Origin of the sequence: Lichenihabitans sp. PAMC28606 (genome assembly GCF_020616535.1) — a bacterium.
Lineage (GTDB): Bacteria > Pseudomonadota > Alphaproteobacteria > Rhizobiales > Beijerinckiaceae > Lichenihabitans > Lichenihabitans psoromatis.
The window spans coordinates 520,520-538,989 of record NZ_CP085136.1; the positions used below are offsets into that span (position 1 = coordinate 520,520).

Below are 18,470 nucleotides of genomic sequence, written 5' to 3' on the forward strand. Positions count from 1 at the left end.
AGGCATCGCAAAGCGCTATGTGCAGGCCCTTCGTCAGCGCTGGCTGATGGCTGGCTTGTGTCGTCCATCGATCGGAATTCCTGTCACGGCAGTCGGATCGCTATAGCACAAGGTGATCGCTTGGTCGCCTTCCGTAACGAGAAGCAACCTCGTCGAGAATACGCATGGGCCACGAATTATTCCCACTCGATGGTGCCGGGAGGCTTGCTGGTCACATCATAGACGACGCGGTTTATGCCGCGGACCTCGTTGATGATGCGGGTCGCGACGCGGCCGAGGACGTTCATGTCAAACGGGAAGAAATCCGCCGTCATGCCGTCGACGGAGGTCACGGCTCGCAGGGCGCAGACTTGGTCGTAGGTGCGCCCATCGCCCATCACACCGACGGTGCGGACCGGGAGCAACACCGCAAAGGCCTGCCAGATCGTGTCGTAAAGCCCCGCTTTGCGGATCTCGTCCAGATAGATCGCGTCCGCCTGACGCAGGATATCGAGCTTGTCGCGGGTCACCTCGCCTGGGCAGCGAATCGCCAGCCCCGGCCCTGGGAACGGATGCCGGCCGACGAACGCCTCCGGCAAACCGAGCTCGCGGCCCAACGCCCGCACTTCGTCCTTGAATAGTTCGCGTAAGGGCTCGACCAGCGCCATGTTCATACGCTCGGGAAGGCCGCCAACGTTATGATGCGATTTGATCGTGACGGACGGACCGCCCGAGAAAGACACGCTCTCGATGACGTCCGGGTATAACGTGCCTTGTGCCAGAAACTTGGCGCCCCCGACCTTGCTGGCCTCCTCGTCGAACACCTCGATGAAGAGCCGGCCGATCGTCTTTCGTTTCGTCTCCGGATCGGAGACGCCCTCCAACGCATCGAGGAACAGCGTCTCGGCATTCACATGGACGAGCGGAATATTGTAATGGTCGCGGAAGAGGCCGACGACCTGATCGGCTTCCCCGGCCCTCATCAGACCGTGATCAACGAACACGCAGGTGAGTTGGTCGCCGATCGCCTCGTGGATCAACACGGCCGCAACGGCCGAATCGACGCCGCCGGAGAGGCCACAAATCACCTTGGACGAGCCCACCTGCCGCTGGATCTTTTCGATCATCTCGCGCCGATAAGCCGCCATCGTCCAATCCGACCGAAGGCCAACGATCTTGTGGACGAAGTTCTGCAACAGCTTCGCGCCATCGGGCGTATGCACCACCTCCGGATGGAACATGGTGGTGTAGAAACGCCGCTCCTCATTGACCGCGATCGCGAAAGGGGCGTTGTCGGACGTCCCGACGACGGTGAATCCGGGGGGAAGCCGCGTTACCCGGTCGCCATGGCTCATCCACACCGGATATCGGCCGCCGACGTCCCACACTCCGTCGAACAAAGGACTCGCGGCGCGGATCTCGACATCGGCGCGTCCAAATTCGCGGGCATGGCCCCCCTCGACAGCGCCGCCCTGCTGCAACGCAAGCGTTTGCTGGCCGTAGCAAATTGCTAAAATCGGCACCCCGGCCTCGAAGACCGCCGCCGGCGCGCGCGGACTGCCGGCATCAACGACCGAGGCGGGACCGCCCGAGAAAATCACACCTTTGGGATGGAGGCGCTGAAACGCCTCGTCGGCTTTCTGAAACGGCGCGATCTCGCAATAAACGCCGGCTTCACGTACGCGCCGCGCGATCAATTGGGTGACCTGCGAGCCAAAATCGATGATCAGGATCGCGTCATGCTGGCCCGGCGCTCCGCCGTCCCGCCCCTGCGTGGCGTCGTCGGAGCTGGAACGGATTGCTGCGGGGGCCACCATCGTGTCGCGTCCTCATAGATCGGCGCGCTGTAGCGGCCTCTTGGGCCGCGACGCAAAATGCCGGGATCGTTTCATCGTGCCGGGCAGGCCCGACCGCGAGCCTCGATCCTCTAGCGGGTTTAGCCCCGCGCGCAAAGCGGTGTTGGATCACACCCTCCGCAGCGAATGCCCGCAGGAGGGTAAACGGATTTATACCCGGATCCGACCCATGGATTTAGCGAGGCGACAAGTAACGACCCTTACATCAGCGGCTCAGGAGACCCAGAATGAGTGCTTGGCTGATGAAGCCCGATCAAATACCTGCCCGTTTCGGGCTCGGCATCGAGCCCGATCCTCCACCCTCGGAGGCTAAGCCCTGGCTGCCTCGCGCAGCGGTTCGACGGATGATCGCCTGGACGCGGCGGCGTTTCCATCGTCAGAGCAGATATTCCGAAACAAGCATCGCATCCTGGTAGCCGAGGCGGGAAGATGCAATGCGACGCGGGTGGCTTGACCGAGGCGCGTTCGGCCGCGATTGAAGAGCATGCGTCGTCCCCGTCAGCAGATCGCTATCACGCCCGACATCATTCTCCGGGCTTATTCGATCGGCCTGTTTCCGATGGCCGAAACTGCCGAGGATGAGGCTCTGTTCTGGGTCGACCCCGAGGATCGCGGTGTGTTCGATCTCACGGCGATCGCGGTCTCGAAGAGCCTCGCCAAGACCATCCGGTCCGATCGGTTCGAGGTCGTGGCCGACCGCGATTTCGAGAGCGTGATCGCGGGATGTTCGGCCCCTGCCCCGGGCCGAGACAACACCTGGATCAATGCGCGGATCCGATCGCTCTTTGGGGATCTGTTCGCGATGGGGCACGTCCACACGATCGAGGCTTACGAAAACGACACGTTGGTCGGCGGCCTCTATGGCCTTCACATCGGGGCGGCCTTCTTCGGCGAGAGCATGTTCCACCGCGCGACCGACGCCTCCAAGGTCTGCCTCGTTCATCTGGCGGCCCGGCTGATCGACGGCGGCTTCACCCTTCTGGATACGCAATTCATCACGCCGCATCTGGCGAGCCTCGGTGCCATCGAGATCCCGAAAGCGGTCTATCGCGCGAGACTCGCCGCCGCGACCGAACGGGAGGCGACATTCCACCCCTTTGGCCAACGCGCCGGTATCGATGGAACGACCGCGCTTGCAGTCGTGCGAAACGCGAAAGCTTAAGCCTGGGAAGGCTTAGGCTTATTTACGGCCTGCGGGATCGTGGCCGACGACCGGCTCTGCGGTATAATCTGTCGCCGGGAAGAAGCTCTGCACGGGCTGGCGACGCGCCTCGGGATTGTCCTCCGGGCGCGGGTTTTGTCGGACGACACGCTTCGGCTTCGGCGGTGGCGTGTTCGGGGCCGGCGGCTTGGTGGCATTATCGGGCGGCGGCGCGTCTGTCGCCGGTGCGCCGGCATCGGCCGTAGCGGCAGGTGTGTCGACGATGATGTCGGTGCCGCCTTTGCAGCCCGTCAGCCAGATATCGTAGATCGGATGTTCGATGCCATGCAGGCCGGGGCTCGCCGCATACATCCAGCCCGAGAAGATGCGCTTATAGTCCTTGTCGGACGTAACTTCATCGACTTCGACGAACGTATCGGTCTGCGGCGCTTCGGTCGGCGGCCGCGTGTAGCAGACGCGGGCGGTCACCTGCAGCGATCCGAACTGAACCGTCTCGTCGATCGCGACCTCGAATGAAATGATTCGCCCGGTGATCTTGTCGAGACCGGAGAACACCGCTGTCGGGTTCTTGATCTTATCGGCTGAGGCGATGCCGGGCAGAAGGGTCGCGCCGAGGAGCGCCGCGACACCCACGTGCCGACGGATTTGCGGCATCGAGAAACGATTGATCTTGAAGGGCACCGGCAGCTTTCGCTCTGGAGACAGGACGATGTTGGATCCGACGTCACTGCCTTTGGTAGGCCGATGTGTCAAAGTTTGGGCTGAGGCTCGGTCTTAGTTCGGTGTCCACGCGCCATAATCGCCGCCGACAGTCGGCCGGGTGCCTTCGTTTGAAATCGATCCCGGCGGCCGATAGGCCAATGGAGTGCCCGTCATGTTGGGCAGATGCGGCTTTTGCCACTCGCGCGGAACGTAAGTCTCGTCGGTCGGCGGCGTATCGACAGTGTGGTGCAGCCAGCCGTACCAACCGGGCGGCGTCATCGACCCATCGATCTGGCCGGCGTAGATCACCCAGCGACGCTCGAACTTCAAGCTCGGGTCGATCCCCGGCTTGCGATAATAGATGTTGCCGAATTCATCGGTGCCGACGCGTTCGCCGAACCGCCAGGTGTAAAAGCGCGTGCCGTAGGTCTGGCCGCTCCACCAGGTCAGCACCTGCAACAGGTTGGTCTTGAACGTCATGGCAGCACCGTTCACTCGTGGTCGTGGCTTCGGCTGTCTTATGTCGCGTGCGAGCCGCGACGTAAAGGGCGGCCACCCCAGCCGATCCCTTTTGACGCGCCGAGGGCTGCGGCATTTGGGAGACAGAATCGTCATCGCGGTCGCAAATGACGGAAAACACACCATATCTTGCTTGATAGACTCGATCTGATCATGGATTTCGCCTCTTGATCGCGAGAGTCAAGACATGACCGTCTCAGGGTCCAGGCCGTCCACATGATAGATCAATGGACTCGTCAAGAAGCCAAGACGTATCATTCGAGCCTGTTGTCGATCGTGAGGCGTTGAGCTCGCGGTCGGCGTGTCGAGTTCCATCAGTCGAGCGTGACGAGCGGATGTTGGGCGCCAAGGCGACCGACAGGCTTTGTCGTCGAATAAGAAATTGCGGTTGAGTCTCGAAGGATGCTTTCCTTTTTGGAGCTCGATCGATTCCGAAGGTATCAAGCGATGCATATCGAACGGCTTTTCACCACGACCGCAGGCGCTCCCTACGACTCGATCGCATTTCGGAAAACCCGGAGTGAAATCCGCAACCCGGATGGGTCGATCGTGTTCGCGCTGGACGACATCGACGTGCCGGCAGCGTTCAGCCAGGTCGCGGCCGACGTTCTGGCGCAGAAATATTTCCGCAAAGCCGGCGTTCCGGCTCGGCTGAAGCGTGTCGAAGAGAATGACGTTCCCTCTTTCCTATGGCGGTCGGTGCCAGATTCCGAGGCGCTTGCGACATTGCCGGAAGCGGAGCGTTTCGTTTCTGAACATTCAGCCAAGCAGGTGTTCGATCGCCTTGCTGGAACCTGGACTTATTGGGGCTGGAAGGGCGGCTATTTCGCCTCCGAGGTCGATGCGCAGGCCTTCCATGACGAACTCCGCTACATGCTGGCGCGCCAGATGGTGGCGCCGAACTCGCCGCAATGGTTCAACACCGGCCTGCACTGGGCCTATGGCATCGATGGCCCCGGCCAGGGCCATTATTACGTCGACTACAAGACCGGCGAGCTGACGGCCTCCTCTTCGGCTTACGAGCACCCGCAGCCGCATGCCTGCTTCATTCAATCGGTGGCCGATGATCTCGTGAACGAAGGCGGTATCATGGACCTCTGGGTCCGCGAGGCGCGGCTCTTTAAGTACGGCTCCGGCACGGGTAGCAATTTCTCGCACCTGCGCGGCGAAAGCGAGAAGCTCAGTGGCGGCGGACGCTCGTCCGGATTGATGAGCTTCCTCAAGATCGGCGATCGCGCCGCCGGCGCCATCAAGTCGGGCGGCACGACACGCCGTGCCGCCAAAATGGTGGTGGTCGATGCCGACCATCCCGACATCGAGGCCTATATCGATTGGAAGGTGATGGAGGAGTTGAAGGTCGCGGCGCTCGTGACCGGCTCCAAGCTGAACAAGCGGCACCTCAAAGCCATTCTGCGCGCCTGCCTGAATTGCGAGGGTCATGGCGACGATTGCTTTAACCCGGAAAAGAACCCCGCGCTGAAGCGCGAGATCAAACTGGCGCGCAAGAGCGCGGTTCCGGACGGCATGATCAAGCGCGTCATGCAGCTTGGCCGCCAGGGACACACCACCGTCGACATTCCGGAATTCGACACTGATTGGGACTCCGAGGCCTATCTGACGGTCGCGGGCCAGAACTCGAATAATTCGGTTCGGGTGACGGACGATTTCCTGCGCGCCGTCGAGGATGATCAGCCTTGGAACCTGCTGCGTCGTCTCGATGGCAAGGTCCATAAGACGCTCCCGGCCAAGCAATTGTGGGACAAGATCGGCTATGCGGCTTGGGCCTCCGCCGATCCCGGCCTGCAATATCACACGACCATCAACGACTGGCACACCTGCCCGGCCGCCGGCCCCATCCGCGCCAGCAATCCGTGTTCGGAATATATGTTCCTGGACGACACGGCTTGTAACCTTGCCTCGCTGAACCTGTTGCAGTTCCGCGACGACAAGACCAAGCGGATCGATGTCCGCTCGTATGAGCATGCGGTGCGGCTCTGGACCATCGTGCTCGAAATTTCGGTGCTGATGGCGCAATTCCCCTCCAAGGAAATCGCTCAACTTTCCTACGAATATCGGACCCTCGGCCTCGGCTATGCCAACGTCGGCGGCCTGCTGATGGCGTCTGGCATCCCCTATGATTCGAACGAAGGTCGCGCGATCTGCGGCGCCCTGTCGGCCATCATGACGGGTGTCTGCTATTCCACATCGGCCGAAATGGCCGGTGACCTCGGGGCTTTCCCCGGTTACGCGCCGAATGCCGACTCGATGCTGCGGGTGATGCGGAACCACCGCCGCGCGGCCTATGGCGACGCTGCCGGCTATGAAGAGGTCGCGGTTGCGCCGGTGCCGCTGGTCGCGGGCGATTGCCCGGACCCGATCCTGATCGAGCGTGCGAAGATCGCCTGGGACAAAGCCATCACGCTCGGCGAACAGAATGGCTACCGCAACGCGCAGACCACGGTCGTGGCGCCGACCGGCACCATCGGCCTTGTGATGGATTGCGATACGACCGGCATCGAGCCGGACTTTGCCCTGGTGAAGTTCAAGAAGCTGGCTGGTGGCGGCTACTTCAAGATCATCAATCGGGCCGTTCCCGAGGCCCTTCGCTCGCTCGGCTACCGTGAATCCGAGATTGCCGAGATCGAGGTCTATGCGGTCGGTCACGCCAGCCTCCGGCAGTCGCCGGGCGTCAACCAGTCCAGCCTCCGTGCCCGTGGCTTCACGGCCGAAAAGCTCGACGGGCTGGAGAAGTCGCTCGCGAGCGCCTTCGACATCAAGTTCGCGTTCAACAAATGGGCGCTTGGGGCCGATTTCCTCACCGGCGTTCTCAAGGTGCCGGCTGAGAAGCTCGACGATCCGAGCTTCGAACTGTTGCCGTTCCTCGGCTTCACCAAAGCCGAGATCGATGCCGCCAACGTGCATATCTGCGGGGCCATGACGCTCGAGGGGGCGCCGCACCTCAAGGTCGAGCATTACGCCGTGTTCGATTGCGCCAATCCCTGCGGCCGCACCGGCAAGCGCTATCTCTCGGTCGAGAGCCACATCCGGATGATGGCGGCCGCGCAGCCCTTCATCTCGGGCGCGATCTCCAAGACCATCAACATGCCGAACGATGCGCTCGTCGAGGATTGCAAGGACGCCTACATGCTGTCCTGGCGGCTCGGCCTGAAGGCCAACGCGCTCTATCGCGATGGCTCGAAGCTGTCTCAGCCGCTGAACTCGCAACTGATCGAGCAGGATGACGACGAGGAGGATGCGGTCGAGACCCTGATGGCCGCATCGACCCCGGCCCGCGTCGCAGAAGTCGCGGAGCGGATCGTCGAGCGCGTCGTGGAACGGATCGAGCGCCGCCGCGAGCGCGAGAAACTGCCGAACCGCCGTACCGGCTACACCCAGAAGGCGATCGTCGGCGGCCACAAGATCTATATCAAGACCGGCGAGTATAAAGACGGCCGCCTCGGCGAGATCTTCCTCGATATGCATAAGGAGGGCGCCGCCTTCCGGTCGATGATGAACAATTTCGCGATCGCGATCTCGCTCGGCCTGCAATATGGCGTGCCGCTGGACGAATATGTCGATGCCTTTACGTTCACCCGCTTCGAGCCGTCGGGCCCCGTGCAGGGCAATGACGCGATCAAGAACGCGACCTCGATCCTCGATTACGTGTTCCGCGAACTTGCGGTGTCCTATCTCGACCGTAGCGATCTCGCTCACGTGGTGCCGAGCGATCTCGGCTTTGACGCGATGGGCAAGGGCGAAACCGAGGGCAAAGCCAGCGAAGGCCGGCCGCAATCGGATACGGGAGTCGTCTCGAAGGGCCTCGTGCGTTCGAAAGCCGACCGCTTCATGCTCGTGCGCGGCGGCCCGGCTGCCGGAACGTCGACATCGGCCGAGCCGACGCGTGGGACTCCTGTGACGGCACAGGCTTACGCGACCGATGGCGCGACGGCGCTGAAGCAGGAGATGGCGCAGGCCGTGTCGGAAGCCACGCAGGAAGCTCTCGCGGGTCTCGCATGGAGCGAGCCTGCGCAGTCCGGGCCGCGCACCAGCGTCGCCGAGAAGAAGGCCGAGGCTCGGATGAAGGGCTATGTCGGTGAATCATGCCCCGAGTGCCAGAACTTCACGCTGGTGCGGAACGGCACTTGTTTGAAGTGTGAGACCTGCGGCGCCACCACGGGCTGCAGCTGATCTCGACCTCTAACCCGAGCGACACCAGCCCATGGCGCGAGCCGGATTGGTGTCGCCGGACGTCCGACAGACCTGCACATCAAAGCTTTTCATGACCGCAACCCCTGATGACCTTTTCGCCCGCCTGCGCGCGCTCAGCATCGAGACCGAGACGGTCGAGCATGCGCCGGTCTTCACCGTCGAAGAAGCGCAGGCCGTTCGTGGGGCATCGGAGGGCGGCGCGCACACCAAGAACCTGTTTCTGCGCGACAACAAGCGCAGTTTCTTCCTGGTGACGCTCGGAGAAGACACGGCCGTCGATCTCAAGCGGCTCCGGCCCTTCATCGGCGCGAAAGGGGGCTTGTCGTTCGCGTCGCCCGATTATCTGTTCGACACCCTCGGCGTACGACCCGGGTCGGTGTCGCTCTTCGCGGCCATCAACGACGCATCGGGCAGTGTCACAGTCGTGATCGAGACGGCTTTGATGCAGGCGTCACGGATCCACTGCCACCCGCTGACCAATGACAAGACGACCTCGATTGCGCCCGATGATCTCATGACCTTCCTGCGCGCGACGGGGCATGAGCCGCTGCTGATCTCGCTCAGCGACGCCGATCCCCTGCCCTGACGGGCGAGCGATCGAGGATGACAATCAGGCCGCGACGTCGAGCGCCGAGCCTGCAGCGACGCCGATACTGGCTCGGATGACGTCGGTGAGAGCGGCGGCCTCCTTCGAGCGGCCCGACGAGCCACGCAGCAGCCCGACCTTCACATTGCTCAAAACCGGTAACCCGGCGCTCGACGGCACCAGACGCTGCGACGCGAGGTTGACGGCGGCCCGAGGCAGAACCGTCAGTGCGAGCCCGGCCTGGATGATCGGCGCAAGCGCCGCATAATTGGTGGACATGAGGAAGATACGGGACGCGATGCCGGCCGCCTCCAGCGCCTCGAGCGCCGCATTCCGCCACGGGCAGGTGGGCGTCGACAAGGCGAGAGGCAGCGGCCTTTGATCTTCGATGGGACCGGATCGCAACCCTGCCACCCAGCACAAAGCCTCCTCGCGAAGAATCTCGAGCCCCTTGATCCGCTCGCAATCCGTCACGACCGCGACATCCACTTCGCCGGTCAAAATCCGCTGGGCCAGATCGACGCTGGGATGGCAGACGATCGAGAGTTCGACCAGCGGATGCTGCCGCGTGAAGCGCTTGACGATGTCGGGCAGGAACGGCTCTGCGTAATCGTCGGGGATGCCGAACACGACCCGGCCGGCGAGCCCATGCTGTTTCAGATCGTAAAGGGCTGCCGCTTCGACCTCGAGCATGCGTCGCGCATGATCGACGAGCCGTTCGCCATCGCTGGTCAGTCGGGTGCCTCGCCCCTGTTTGACGAACAACGGCCGTTCGAGCTGCTCCTCGAGGCGGCGCATATGCATCGAGACGGCACTTTGCGTCTTGTTCACACGCTCGGCCGCGCGCGTGAAGCTGCCGGTATCGACAATGGCGAGAAACGATCGGAGCTGGTCAGTATCAAGCATGCAATGATGATGATACGCGATCGATCTTATGTCAACTATGCGTTGGACCGATGGTTGACCCGTTCCTATCTTACAACTCTAGACGCTTCGTAACGCGTCCATCGAGGTCCACCATGCATCTCTCCATCCCGCTCCCGTCCCGCACCGGACACCGCGCCAGGCGCGGCATCTCCGCCGTTCTGCCTCTTATCAGCAACGCGACGTCCACTCTCATATCCTGGCCCCGCCGGGCCTATGAAAGCCGTCGTTTGAGCTGGACGCTGGCGCAGATGTCCGAACACGATTTGTCGGACATCGGTCTGTCGCGCCAGGATGTCGTCGACACGTCCGCGATGCCGCTCGGCTCCAATGTTGGCGAGTTTCTGGCGGAGCGCGCAACGAGCCGCCGGGCCGATCGTCGGCGCTGACGGCGCATTCAGACGCGCCGTGAGATGTTGCGACGTTTGTAAGCACTTTGTCGGCTCGCGGCTCCCGCGCCGCTTGAGTTTGTGACGTGGGGGAGCGCTTGTCGACTCGGGGCTACATAGCCTTCTCGACCTGGCCGCGGATTTCACCACCCTTGTTGGCTTCGGTATGGATGTTGAAATACATCTTACCGTCTTCCAAAGCTTTGGCCTGATCCGCCGTCAGGGTCGCAGATCCTTCGATCGGGCTGCCTGAACCGATCGCCACAGGAACCATCACGCCGGCATTGGCGCCGACTGCTGCGGGGCCGTGGAAATGCGCCGCCGTGGCGGTTCCGGTCAAGCCTTGATAATCGACCTTATAGCTGAGCTTCATCGAGGTCGTGTCGAAGGTGGCCGCGACCGTACCGGTGCCCTTCAGGTCGGCATGCGGCGGCACCTCTGTTTCGGCCGAAAGACTGGCCTTATACTCCATCGTCTCGGCGAAAGCCGGAGCGGCTGCGACAGCGGCGACCACCAGAGCGGCGGCGAAAGCGAAAGAACGCATCGAAGGTCTCCATACGGAACGGACCGAACCGGCCTGGGTGGCCGCGGTCCAGGCTGCATATGGAGCGCGACGCCGTGGCGGCGATAGCGTCAGGCTTCAGCCCTCAGTGCAGGATTTGGCTCAGGAACAGCTTGGTGCGCTCGTGTTGCGGATTGGCGAAGAATGCCTCGGGCTTGTTCATCTCGACGATCTCGCCGCCATCCATGAAGATCACGCGATCGGCCACCTGCCGCGCAAACCCCATCTCGTGGGTGACGCACAGCATCGTCATGCCCTCATTGGCGAGCGATACCATCGTATCGAGCACCTCCTTGACCATCTCGGGGTCGAGGGCCGAGGTCGGCTCGTCGAACAGCATGATTTTCGGGTTCATGCAGAGCGACCGCGCGATGGCGACGCGTTGCTGCTGACCACCCGAAAGCTGGCCCGGATATTTATTGGCCTGCTCCGGGATCTTGACCCGCGTCAGATATTTCATGGCGAGCGCATCAGCGTCGCGCTTCGGCATCTTGCGAACCCAGATCGGCGCCAGGGTGCAATTCTCGATGATGGTGAGATGCGGAAAGAGGTTGAAGTGCTGGAACACCATGCCGACCTCACGGCGCACCTCGTCGATCCGTTTGAGATTGTTGGTCAGCTCCGTGCCGTTGACGACGATGCTGCCCTTTTGATGCTCTTCCAAACGATTGATACACCGGATCATCGTGGATTTGCCCGACCCTGACGGGCCACAAATCACGATCCGTTCGCCACGCGAGACATTCAGGTTGATGTTCTTCAGGACATGAAACTCGCCATACCACTTGTGGACGCCGTCGAGTTTCACCGCGAGGTCCTCGGCGGGAGCGATGCTCGGGATCGCCGTTGCGTTCGACATGGGAGAAGACCTCAATGAGCGCGACCGGCCTTCAGCCGTCGCTCCGTATATTGCGAGTAGCGGGACATGCCGAAACAGAAGATCCAATAGACCATCGCGGCAAAGACGTAGCTGGTTGTCGTGATCGTCGGTCCGCCCCAATTCGGGTCGAGCCGGGCGCTCTCCAGCGTTCGGAGGAAATCGAAGATCCCGACGATCGCCACAAGGGTCGTATCCTTGAAGAGGCCGATGAACGTCGAAACGATGCCGGGGATCACGGTCGTCAGCGCCTGCGGCAGGATGATGAGCCGCATGCTCTGCCAGTAGCCGAGCCCCAGCGCTTGGGCGCCTTCGGTCTGGCCGCGCGGCATCGCCTGGAGGCCGCCGCGCACGACCTCGGCCATATAGGCGGAGGCGAACAAGGCTGTGCCGATCAAGGGTCGCAGAAGGCGGTCAGGCGTCCAAGCCTCCGGCACGAACAAGGGCAGCATCACATTGGCCATGAACAGGACCGTGATGAAGGGCACGCCGCGAACGATTTCAATAAAGGCGACCGACACCGTGCGGATAATCGGCAGTGCGGAGCGCCGTCCAAGCGCGAGCAAAACGCCGACCGGGAGCGACACCACGATGCCGACCACTGACATGAGGAGCGTGATGAAAAGGCCGCCCCAGAGACTTGTATCGATGATCGGCAACCCAATCAGATCCGATCCGCGCACCAGGAAAAAGGCGAAGACCGGGTAGACGATAAAGAACAGAAGCGCCGCGACATTGCGTTTGGGCGCCGAGGTCCACAACAGCCAGACGATCAGAACGGCACCGATCGCCTCCGTCAGGTCGATCCGCCAATGTTGGGTCTCGGGATAGGACCCATAGCGAACGTATTGAAATTTCTGCGCAATAAAGGCCCAGCATGCGCCATCGACCTTGGTGCGGCAGGCGGCAGCGTCACCGGACCATACCGCATCGGTGAAGAGAAAGCGCACCAGATCCGGCAGAACCCAGGCCACGAAGGCAACGGCCAGAAGGGTGAGTAACCCCGAACCCGGCGTCGAGAAAAGGTTGGCCCGCATCCACGCCAAAGGACCACGCACCGTGATCGGCGCCGGCTGAGCGGGATGCGACTCGGTTTGGACGAAGGCTGCGCCGCCGGACGGCATGTCGGTGACGGCAGCGTCGAGCACGGCATCGGCCGTCACCGACGGATCTAGATCTGTCTTGTCGGCGATCTGGCTCATCCGCGTCACCGTTCCACCAGCGCGATGCGCCGGTTATACATATTCATGATCGCCGAGGTGAAAAGCGAAATGACGAGATAGACCAGCATCGTGATGGCCATGACCTGCACGGCCGCGCCGGTCTGGTTCAGCACCGTGCCGGCGAAAACCTGAACCAGATCGGGGTAGCCGATGAACACCGCCAGGGAGGAGTTCTTGACGAGGTTGAGATATTGGTTTGTCAGCGGCGGAATGACCACCCGCATGGCCTGCGGCACCACGACGAGAGATCGGATGCGGCCCGCCCCAAGGCCCAGCGCTTCGGCGGCTTCGGTCTGGCCGTGCGCGACCGATTGCACGCCGGCACGGACGATCTCGGCGATGAAAGACGCGGTGTAGACGGAGAGGCCGAGCACGAGGGCGACCAACTCGGGAAACACCTGCCGGCCGCCCGCGAAGTTGAAGCCTTTCAACACCGGTATGTCGAAGGTGATCGGCCGCCCCAGAGCGAAATAGGTCAGTAGCGGCAGGCCAATCAATAAAGCGAGCCAGACCCACCCGACGGGCGACTGTTGGCCGGTGCTCTTCTGCCGCCTGCTTGCCCAGATCGTAAACAGGATCGCGGCCAGGATCGCGATCACGACGGCCATCCCGACGAACTGAGCGCCCTCGCCGAATTGCGGATTGGGAAAAATCAGCCCGCGGTTGTTGAGAAAAATACCGCCTGGCAGCGCAATCGATTGGCGTGGCGCCGGCAACGGCTTCAGAACCGCGTTGTACCAGAACAGCAATTGCAGCAGCAGCGGAATGTTCCGCAGCGTTTCGACATAGACCAGCGCGAGTTTCGCGACGATCCAGTTCGACGACAGGCGCGCGATTCCCACCGTGAACCCGATGATGGTGGTCAAGACGATCCCGACGACGCCGACCAGCAGCGTGTTGATCAAGCCGACCCAGAAGGCCTGGGCGTAGGTCGAGGAATGCGAATAGGGGATCAAGGTCTGGTTGATGTCGAAGCCCGACGTCTGGCCCAGAAAGCCGAAATCGGTCGGCATGCGAAGCCGTTCCATCGCCGTCATGGCGTTGGTGGCGGCTCCGTAAACCACGAAGACGATCAGAGCCACGAGCACGATCTGATAGACCGCCCCGCGGACGATCGGATTTTGGATCAGGGACCCGCCTGATGGCTTCGCACGCTCGACTAATTCCACCATCGCGATCCTTTGATGTGCAGGGATTGATGGTTGCGATCAGGGACAATCGCCCTGATCGCAACCATTGCTTACTTTTTCAGCGGATCGGAGGGGCGTATTGCAGCCCGCCCTTATTCCACAAGGCGTTCAAGCCGCGCTTGATTTTCAGCGGCGAGCCGTCACCCACGTTTTTGTCGAAGACTTCGCCATAATTGCCGACCGTTTTGATCACGCTATAGGCCCAGGCTTTGTCGAGCCCGAAGCCCTTCCCCTGCTCGCCTTCAACGCCGAGAAGACGACGGATGTCGGGGTTATCCGACTTCATCATGTCGTCGACGTTCTTGGACGTAACACCCAGTTCCTCGGCCGACACCATGGCATAATGCGTCCAGCGGACGATGTTGAACCATTGGTCGTCGCCCTGCCGGACGGCGGGCGACAGGGGCTCCTTGGAGATGATCTCCGGCAGCACGATATGATCGTCAGGATTGACGAGGCGGATCCGCTCGGCATAGAGGCCCGACGAGTCGGTCGTGAAGGCGTCGCAACGGCCAGACTCATAGGCCTTGAGGGTTTCATCCTCCCCCTTGAAGGCGACGCTGTCGTATTTCATGCCGTTGGTACGGAAGTAATCGGCCAGATTCAATTCTGTGGTGGTGCCCTGCTGCACGCAGATCGAGGCACCGTTCAGGTCCTTGGCGGACGACACGCCAAGCTTCTTGCGCACCATAAAGCCCTGGCCATCATAGAAGTTGACCGGGCCGAACAACATGCCTTGCTGGTCACGCGAGGAGGTCCAGGTGCTATTGCGCGCCAGCAGGTCGATTTCGCCAGACTGCAACGCGGTGAACCGATCCGTCGCGTTGAGCGCGATGAACTTGACCTTGGTCGGGTCGCCCAGCACCGATGCCGCGACAGCGCGGCAGAAATCCACATCGAGGCCGGTGAATTGCCCCTTGTCGTCCGGAATGCCGAACCCGGCCAACGACGGGTTGACGCCGCAGGTCAGCACATTCTTCTGCTTGACCGTATCGAGTGTCGCAGCCGAGGCGACCGCGGTGCTCGCCGCAAGGGCAGCGACCATCAACGATGCAAAAAGTCTCTTCTTCAAAAGCTCAACTCCAGCGTTCCTGCACGACACTCAGCACTCGCGACCAAGCACGCCATGTGCCACCGCCCGCCAGCGCCGTCGCTATCACAGAAGTTTTGCCTGTCGTGGTCAAGGCGTTGCTGGCCATCTCCCGCGTCTTGACGTCCCGCCCTGCAATGGATCAGGTGCACGCCGACCTTCAACCTCGGACGATCATGACAAAACTTACGCCGGACACTCGCGCGACTCTCGGCTCGCGCTCGCGGCTCATTCATGCCGGGCGCGACCCTGAGGAGCAGCATGGGTTCGTCAATACACCGATCTATCGCGGCTCGACGGTTCTGTACGACAATGTCGCACAATTGCAGAACCGCGAGCGTCGGTTCACCTATGGGACGAAGGGCACGCCGACCACCGAAGCGCTGGAGACGGCGTGGAGCGAACTCGCTGGCGCAGCCGGAACGGTGCTAACGCCCTCGGGCCTTGCGGCCGTGACCGTTGCGTTGATGTCGGTCCTCGGCAGTGGCGACCACATCCTGGTCACCGACTCGGCCTATCTGCCGACACGGCATTTCTGCGACACGATGCTGCGGCGCTTCGGCGTTTCGACGACCTACTACGATCCGCTGATCGGGACCCGGATCGCCGACCTGTTTCAGCCGAACACCCGTGCGGTTTTGGTGGAAGCGCCTGGGTCGCAGACCTTCGAGATGCAGGATATCCCCGCCATCGCCGAGGCAGCGCATGCGCATGATATCTGCGTCATCATGGACAATACCTGGGCGACACCCCTGTTCTTTCCGCCCCATGCACGCGGGGTCGATATCGCCATCGAGGCCGGCACAAAATACCTCTCCGGCCATTCCGACCTGTTGCTCGGCTTGACATCCGCCAATGCGGCATACTGGCCGAAGCTGCGTGAGACCTTCGACGCCTTTGCGATATGCGCCGGGCCCGAAGATGTGTTTCTGGGCTTGCGCGGACTTCGAAGCATGGATTTGCGGCTCCGCGAGGCCGAGCGCCAAGCGCTCGCTATGGCACACTGGTTCGACAGTCGCGAGGAGGTGCGTCAGGTGCTGCATCCCGCCCTGCCGAGCCATCCCGGACACGCGATCTGGAAGCGCGACTTCCTTGGGTCGTCGGGTTTATTCTCGATCATTCTCGAACCGGCATCCACGGATGCTGTCGCGGCGATGCTCGATGGGCTCGAACTTTTCGGGATGGGCTTCTCCTGGGGCGGGTACGAAAGCCTCGTGATCCCGTTCGATCCGACAACCTATCGAACCGCGACCTCCTGGAACCCAGGTGGACCCACCCTGCGATTTCAGATCGGGTTTGAAGATCTCGCCGATCTTCAGGCCGACCTCGACCGTGGCTTCGCCCGCCTGCGCCAGGCCTGATGGCTGTCAGGCCTGAGGCAAGCGGGGTTGACGATCAGTGATTGTAGAGGCAGCGACCATCGGCGTGTTTGAACGACGGCGGATCGCAGGGATTCGAGTCGAACTCGCACAACTTGACGCAGCCATTCGGCTGCACCCCTTCATGCGGATTGAAGGCCTGTCCCTGCCGATTGTAGATATAACCGTCCGGCTCGACCACTCGCCCGCTTGCATATTGCGCCTGGGCGAAACCTGGCATGGCCAGCGCTGCGGCAAACACACCGATTAGCGCTATCTTGCGTTTTGAATTGTCCATCTCTCGCTCCAAAACAATATGGGCTGCTGCACGGCGACTGCTGCCCGACCGTTTCATATCAAATCGATGAGTGGGCGGCTCGGTTCCTGAACGGCGTGGCCCAGGAGCCTGCGGTATGTCGGCGCTCCGCGCATGCCGCTTCAAGACGAACGAACTCATTAGGGATCCTCGCATTAGTGTGGTGCAGGAGTTTGGAGCCACACCTCGATGCCGATCGCATGCGAAGGATGTCGAGATGGATCGGCATTTACATTTCCCTTCTCGATGGCGTTTCAGCCCATTGTGGATGTCGCCAAAGGGTTGATTTTCGCCCATGAGGCGCTTGTGCGCGGTCCTGCTGGCGAGGGTGCCTTCACGGTCCTGTCGTCCGTGACCGACAGCAATCGCTACGCCTTCGATCAGCAATGTCGGGTGAGAGCGATCGAAATGGCGTCTGCGTTGCGTCTGTCAGACGATCCGACAGCGAGCTTATCGATCAATTTCATGCCGAATGCGGTCTACGAACCGAATGCTTGTATTCGGCTGACATTGGAAGCTGCGGAGCGAACGAGCTTTCCCCTCGAACGGATCATCTTCGAATTCACCGAAACCGAGAAGCTCGATGCCAAACATCTTCTCAACATTCTGCAGACCTACAAGGATATCGGCTTCCGAACCGCAATCGATGATTTCGGCGCGGGCTATGCCGGCCTCGTGCTGCTGGCTCAGTTTCAGCCCGATATCGCGAAACTCGATATGGCGTTGATCCGCGGCATCGATACCGATCCGGTTCGGCGTTCCATCGTCCGCTCGACACTCGCTATGTTGCGGGACCTTAACGTCGTTCCGGTCTGCGAAGGTGTCGAGACCGGGGGCGAGCTCCAGGCGCTCCGCGATCTCGGGGTCGATCTCATTCAGGGCTATCACATCGCCCGCCCGGCTTTTGCGGCCTTGGCCAAGCCGGTTTAGGCGATCGTCGCGTCACTCAAGCAGGTCGGCTAGTCGATCAAATCAAGCCGGCGTGCCTCTTGCGACGCAAACAGCAGCGCATCGACAACGACATCCGACGCGATCCGGTCGGTCGCTGTGTCGGTTCGACTGATGCCGGACGTGATGATGCGGCGCTTCTGTCGGTCTCGTCCCACGGCGAACATCCAGACGTGGTGGTCTTCCCGGTGGCGCACGCTGATATGTGTGGGGTTAATGCCCTCGATCTCATACATGGGTGTCGGCTCGATCCCTGGCTGCAAGAGCCCGGACCATCGTGGATGCCGCTTAGGGAAGCGCCTGAAGATCATATCAAACTTGATCGATCGCCTTTTCACCGCGGCGTTTGACAGTGCGCCATGAGCCTCCAACGAGCTTTCCGATTTGGGAACGGCCGCCGTGAAAAAAGCCCGGCCAACCGTTTCCGGTGCCGGGCAAAATCAGGTCCGCGTCATGCTATCGGATTGAGGTTCCGAGAAGCTCCGTTGCGATCGATCGCTGTTGGGAACGCGACCCTGCCCGGCTTTTTCCGACCTTGCGCCGCAACATCCTAACCCGACGTTGACGCTATCGATGGGTT

General features: G+C 61.7%; 17 protein-coding genes. 6 read left to right on the forward strand and 11 right to left on the reverse strand.

Going from position 1 to position 18,470, the window contains the following annotated elements:
- Positions 1–176 precede the first annotated feature (176 nt).
- Positions 177–1,796, reverse strand: coding sequence for a glutamine-hydrolyzing GMP synthase (guaA, locus tag LGH83_RS02475; RefSeq protein ID WP_227400479.1), 1,620 nt, complete (start codon positions 1,794–1,796; stop codon positions 177–179).
- 523 nt (positions 1,797–2,319) lie between these two features.
- Here guaA and aat point away from each other — a divergent pair.
- Entirely contained in the window at positions 2,320–2,997 is a 678-nt protein-coding gene (aat, locus tag LGH83_RS02480) for a leucyl/phenylalanyl-tRNA--protein transferase (protein WP_319799596.1), read from the forward strand.
- Positions 2,998–3,015: 18 nt separating this feature from the next.
- Here aat and LGH83_RS02485 read toward each other — a convergent pair whose 3' ends face one another.
- Complete coding sequence (locus LGH83_RS02485; RefSeq protein WP_227401703.1) at positions 3,016–3,651, reverse strand: DUF2155 domain-containing protein; 636 nt, start codon at positions 3,649–3,651, stop codon at positions 3,016–3,018.
- Positions 3,652–3,771: 120 nt separating this feature from the next.
- Entirely contained in the window at positions 3,772–4,179 is a 408-nt protein-coding gene (locus LGH83_RS02490) for an NADH:ubiquinone oxidoreductase subunit NDUFA12 (protein WP_227400480.1), read from the reverse strand.
- Positions 4,180–4,665: 486 nt separating this feature from the next.
- Between LGH83_RS02490 and LGH83_RS02495 the strand changes: the two genes are divergently transcribed.
- Together LGH83_RS02495 and LGH83_RS02500 are read left to right on the forward strand one after the other, a co-directional pair.
- On the forward strand, positions 4,666–8,406 hold the full coding sequence (locus LGH83_RS02495; RefSeq protein ID WP_227401704.1) for a vitamin B12-dependent ribonucleotide reductase: 3,741 nt from the start codon (positions 4,666–4,668) through the stop codon (positions 8,404–8,406).
- Between the two features lie 91 nt (positions 8,407–8,497).
- A complete protein-coding gene (locus LGH83_RS02500; RefSeq protein ID WP_227400481.1) occupies positions 8,498–9,013 on the forward strand; it encodes a prolyl-tRNA synthetase associated domain-containing protein in 516 nt (171 codons plus the stop codon).
- 24 nt (positions 9,014–9,037) lie between these two features.
- On the opposite strand, the gene LGH83_RS02505 is transcribed toward LGH83_RS02500, so the two are convergent.
- Positions 9,038–9,919, reverse strand: a complete 882-nt coding sequence (locus LGH83_RS02505) for a LysR family transcriptional regulator (RefSeq protein ID WP_227400482.1) — start codon at positions 9,917–9,919, stop codon at positions 9,038–9,040.
- A 113-nt stretch (positions 9,920–10,032) separates the two neighbouring features.
- Between LGH83_RS02505 and LGH83_RS02510 the strand changes: the two genes are divergently transcribed.
- The gene (locus LGH83_RS02510) at positions 10,033–10,326 is read left to right on the forward strand and encodes a DUF1127 domain-containing protein (protein ID WP_227400483.1); all 294 of its coding nucleotides are present in this window, start codon (positions 10,033–10,035) and stop codon (positions 10,324–10,326) included.
- A 112-nt stretch (positions 10,327–10,438) separates the two neighbouring features.
- Here the strand turns inward: LGH83_RS02510 and LGH83_RS02515 are convergent, their stop codons facing one another.
- From LGH83_RS02515 to LGH83_RS02535, 5 genes are all read right to left on the reverse strand, one after another.
- Positions 10,439–10,870 carry a CHRD domain-containing protein gene (locus LGH83_RS02515; RefSeq protein WP_227400484.1) on the reverse strand — a complete coding sequence of 144 codons (432 nt, stop codon included), beginning with the start codon at positions 10,868–10,870 and terminating at the stop codon, positions 10,439–10,441.
- A 103-nt stretch (positions 10,871–10,973) separates the two neighbouring features.
- Entirely contained in the window at positions 10,974–11,747 is a 774-nt protein-coding gene (locus tag LGH83_RS02520; RefSeq protein ID WP_227400485.1) for an amino acid ABC transporter ATP-binding protein, read from the reverse strand.
- Positions 11,748–11,758: 11 nt separating this feature from the next.
- Entirely contained in the window at positions 11,759–12,889 is a 1,131-nt protein-coding gene (locus tag LGH83_RS02525; RefSeq protein ID WP_227401705.1) for an amino acid ABC transporter permease, read from the reverse strand.
- An 83-nt stretch (positions 12,890–12,972) separates the two neighbouring features.
- Entirely contained in the window at positions 12,973–14,160 is a 1,188-nt protein-coding gene (locus LGH83_RS02530) for an amino acid ABC transporter permease (protein WP_227400486.1), read from the reverse strand.
- A 76-nt stretch (positions 14,161–14,236) separates the two neighbouring features.
- Positions 14,237–15,250 (reverse strand): amino acid ABC transporter substrate-binding protein, encoded by a 1,014-nt coding sequence (locus LGH83_RS02535; RefSeq protein ID WP_413771093.1) that lies wholly within the window; start codon positions 15,248–15,250, stop codon positions 14,237–14,239.
- 194 nt (positions 15,251–15,444) lie between these two features.
- On the opposite strand from LGH83_RS02535, the gene metC reads away from it, so the two are divergent.
- Positions 15,445–16,629, forward strand: coding sequence for a cystathionine beta-lyase (gene metC, locus LGH83_RS02540; RefSeq protein WP_227400487.1), 1,185 nt, complete (start codon positions 15,445–15,447; stop codon positions 16,627–16,629).
- A 34-nt stretch (positions 16,630–16,663) separates the two neighbouring features.
- Here the strand turns inward: metC and LGH83_RS02545 are convergent, their stop codons facing one another.
- On the reverse strand, positions 16,664–17,083 hold the full coding sequence (locus LGH83_RS02545; RefSeq protein ID WP_227400488.1) for a hypothetical protein: 420 nt from the start codon (positions 17,081–17,083) through the stop codon (positions 16,664–16,666).
- Between the two features lie 48 nt (positions 17,084–17,131).
- Between LGH83_RS02545 and LGH83_RS02550 the strand changes: the two genes are divergently transcribed.
- Positions 17,132–17,872: an EAL domain-containing protein gene (locus LGH83_RS02550; RefSeq protein ID WP_227400489.1), complete on the forward strand. Its 741-nt coding sequence runs from the start codon at positions 17,132–17,134 to the stop codon at positions 17,870–17,872.
- A gap of 29 nt (positions 17,873–17,901) precedes the next feature.
- Here LGH83_RS02550 and LGH83_RS02555 read toward each other — a convergent pair whose 3' ends face one another.
- Positions 17,902–18,261 (reverse strand): hypothetical protein, encoded by a 360-nt coding sequence (locus LGH83_RS02555; protein ID WP_227400490.1) that lies wholly within the window; start codon positions 18,259–18,261, stop codon positions 17,902–17,904.
- Between the last annotated feature and the right edge of the window lie 209 nt (positions 18,262–18,470).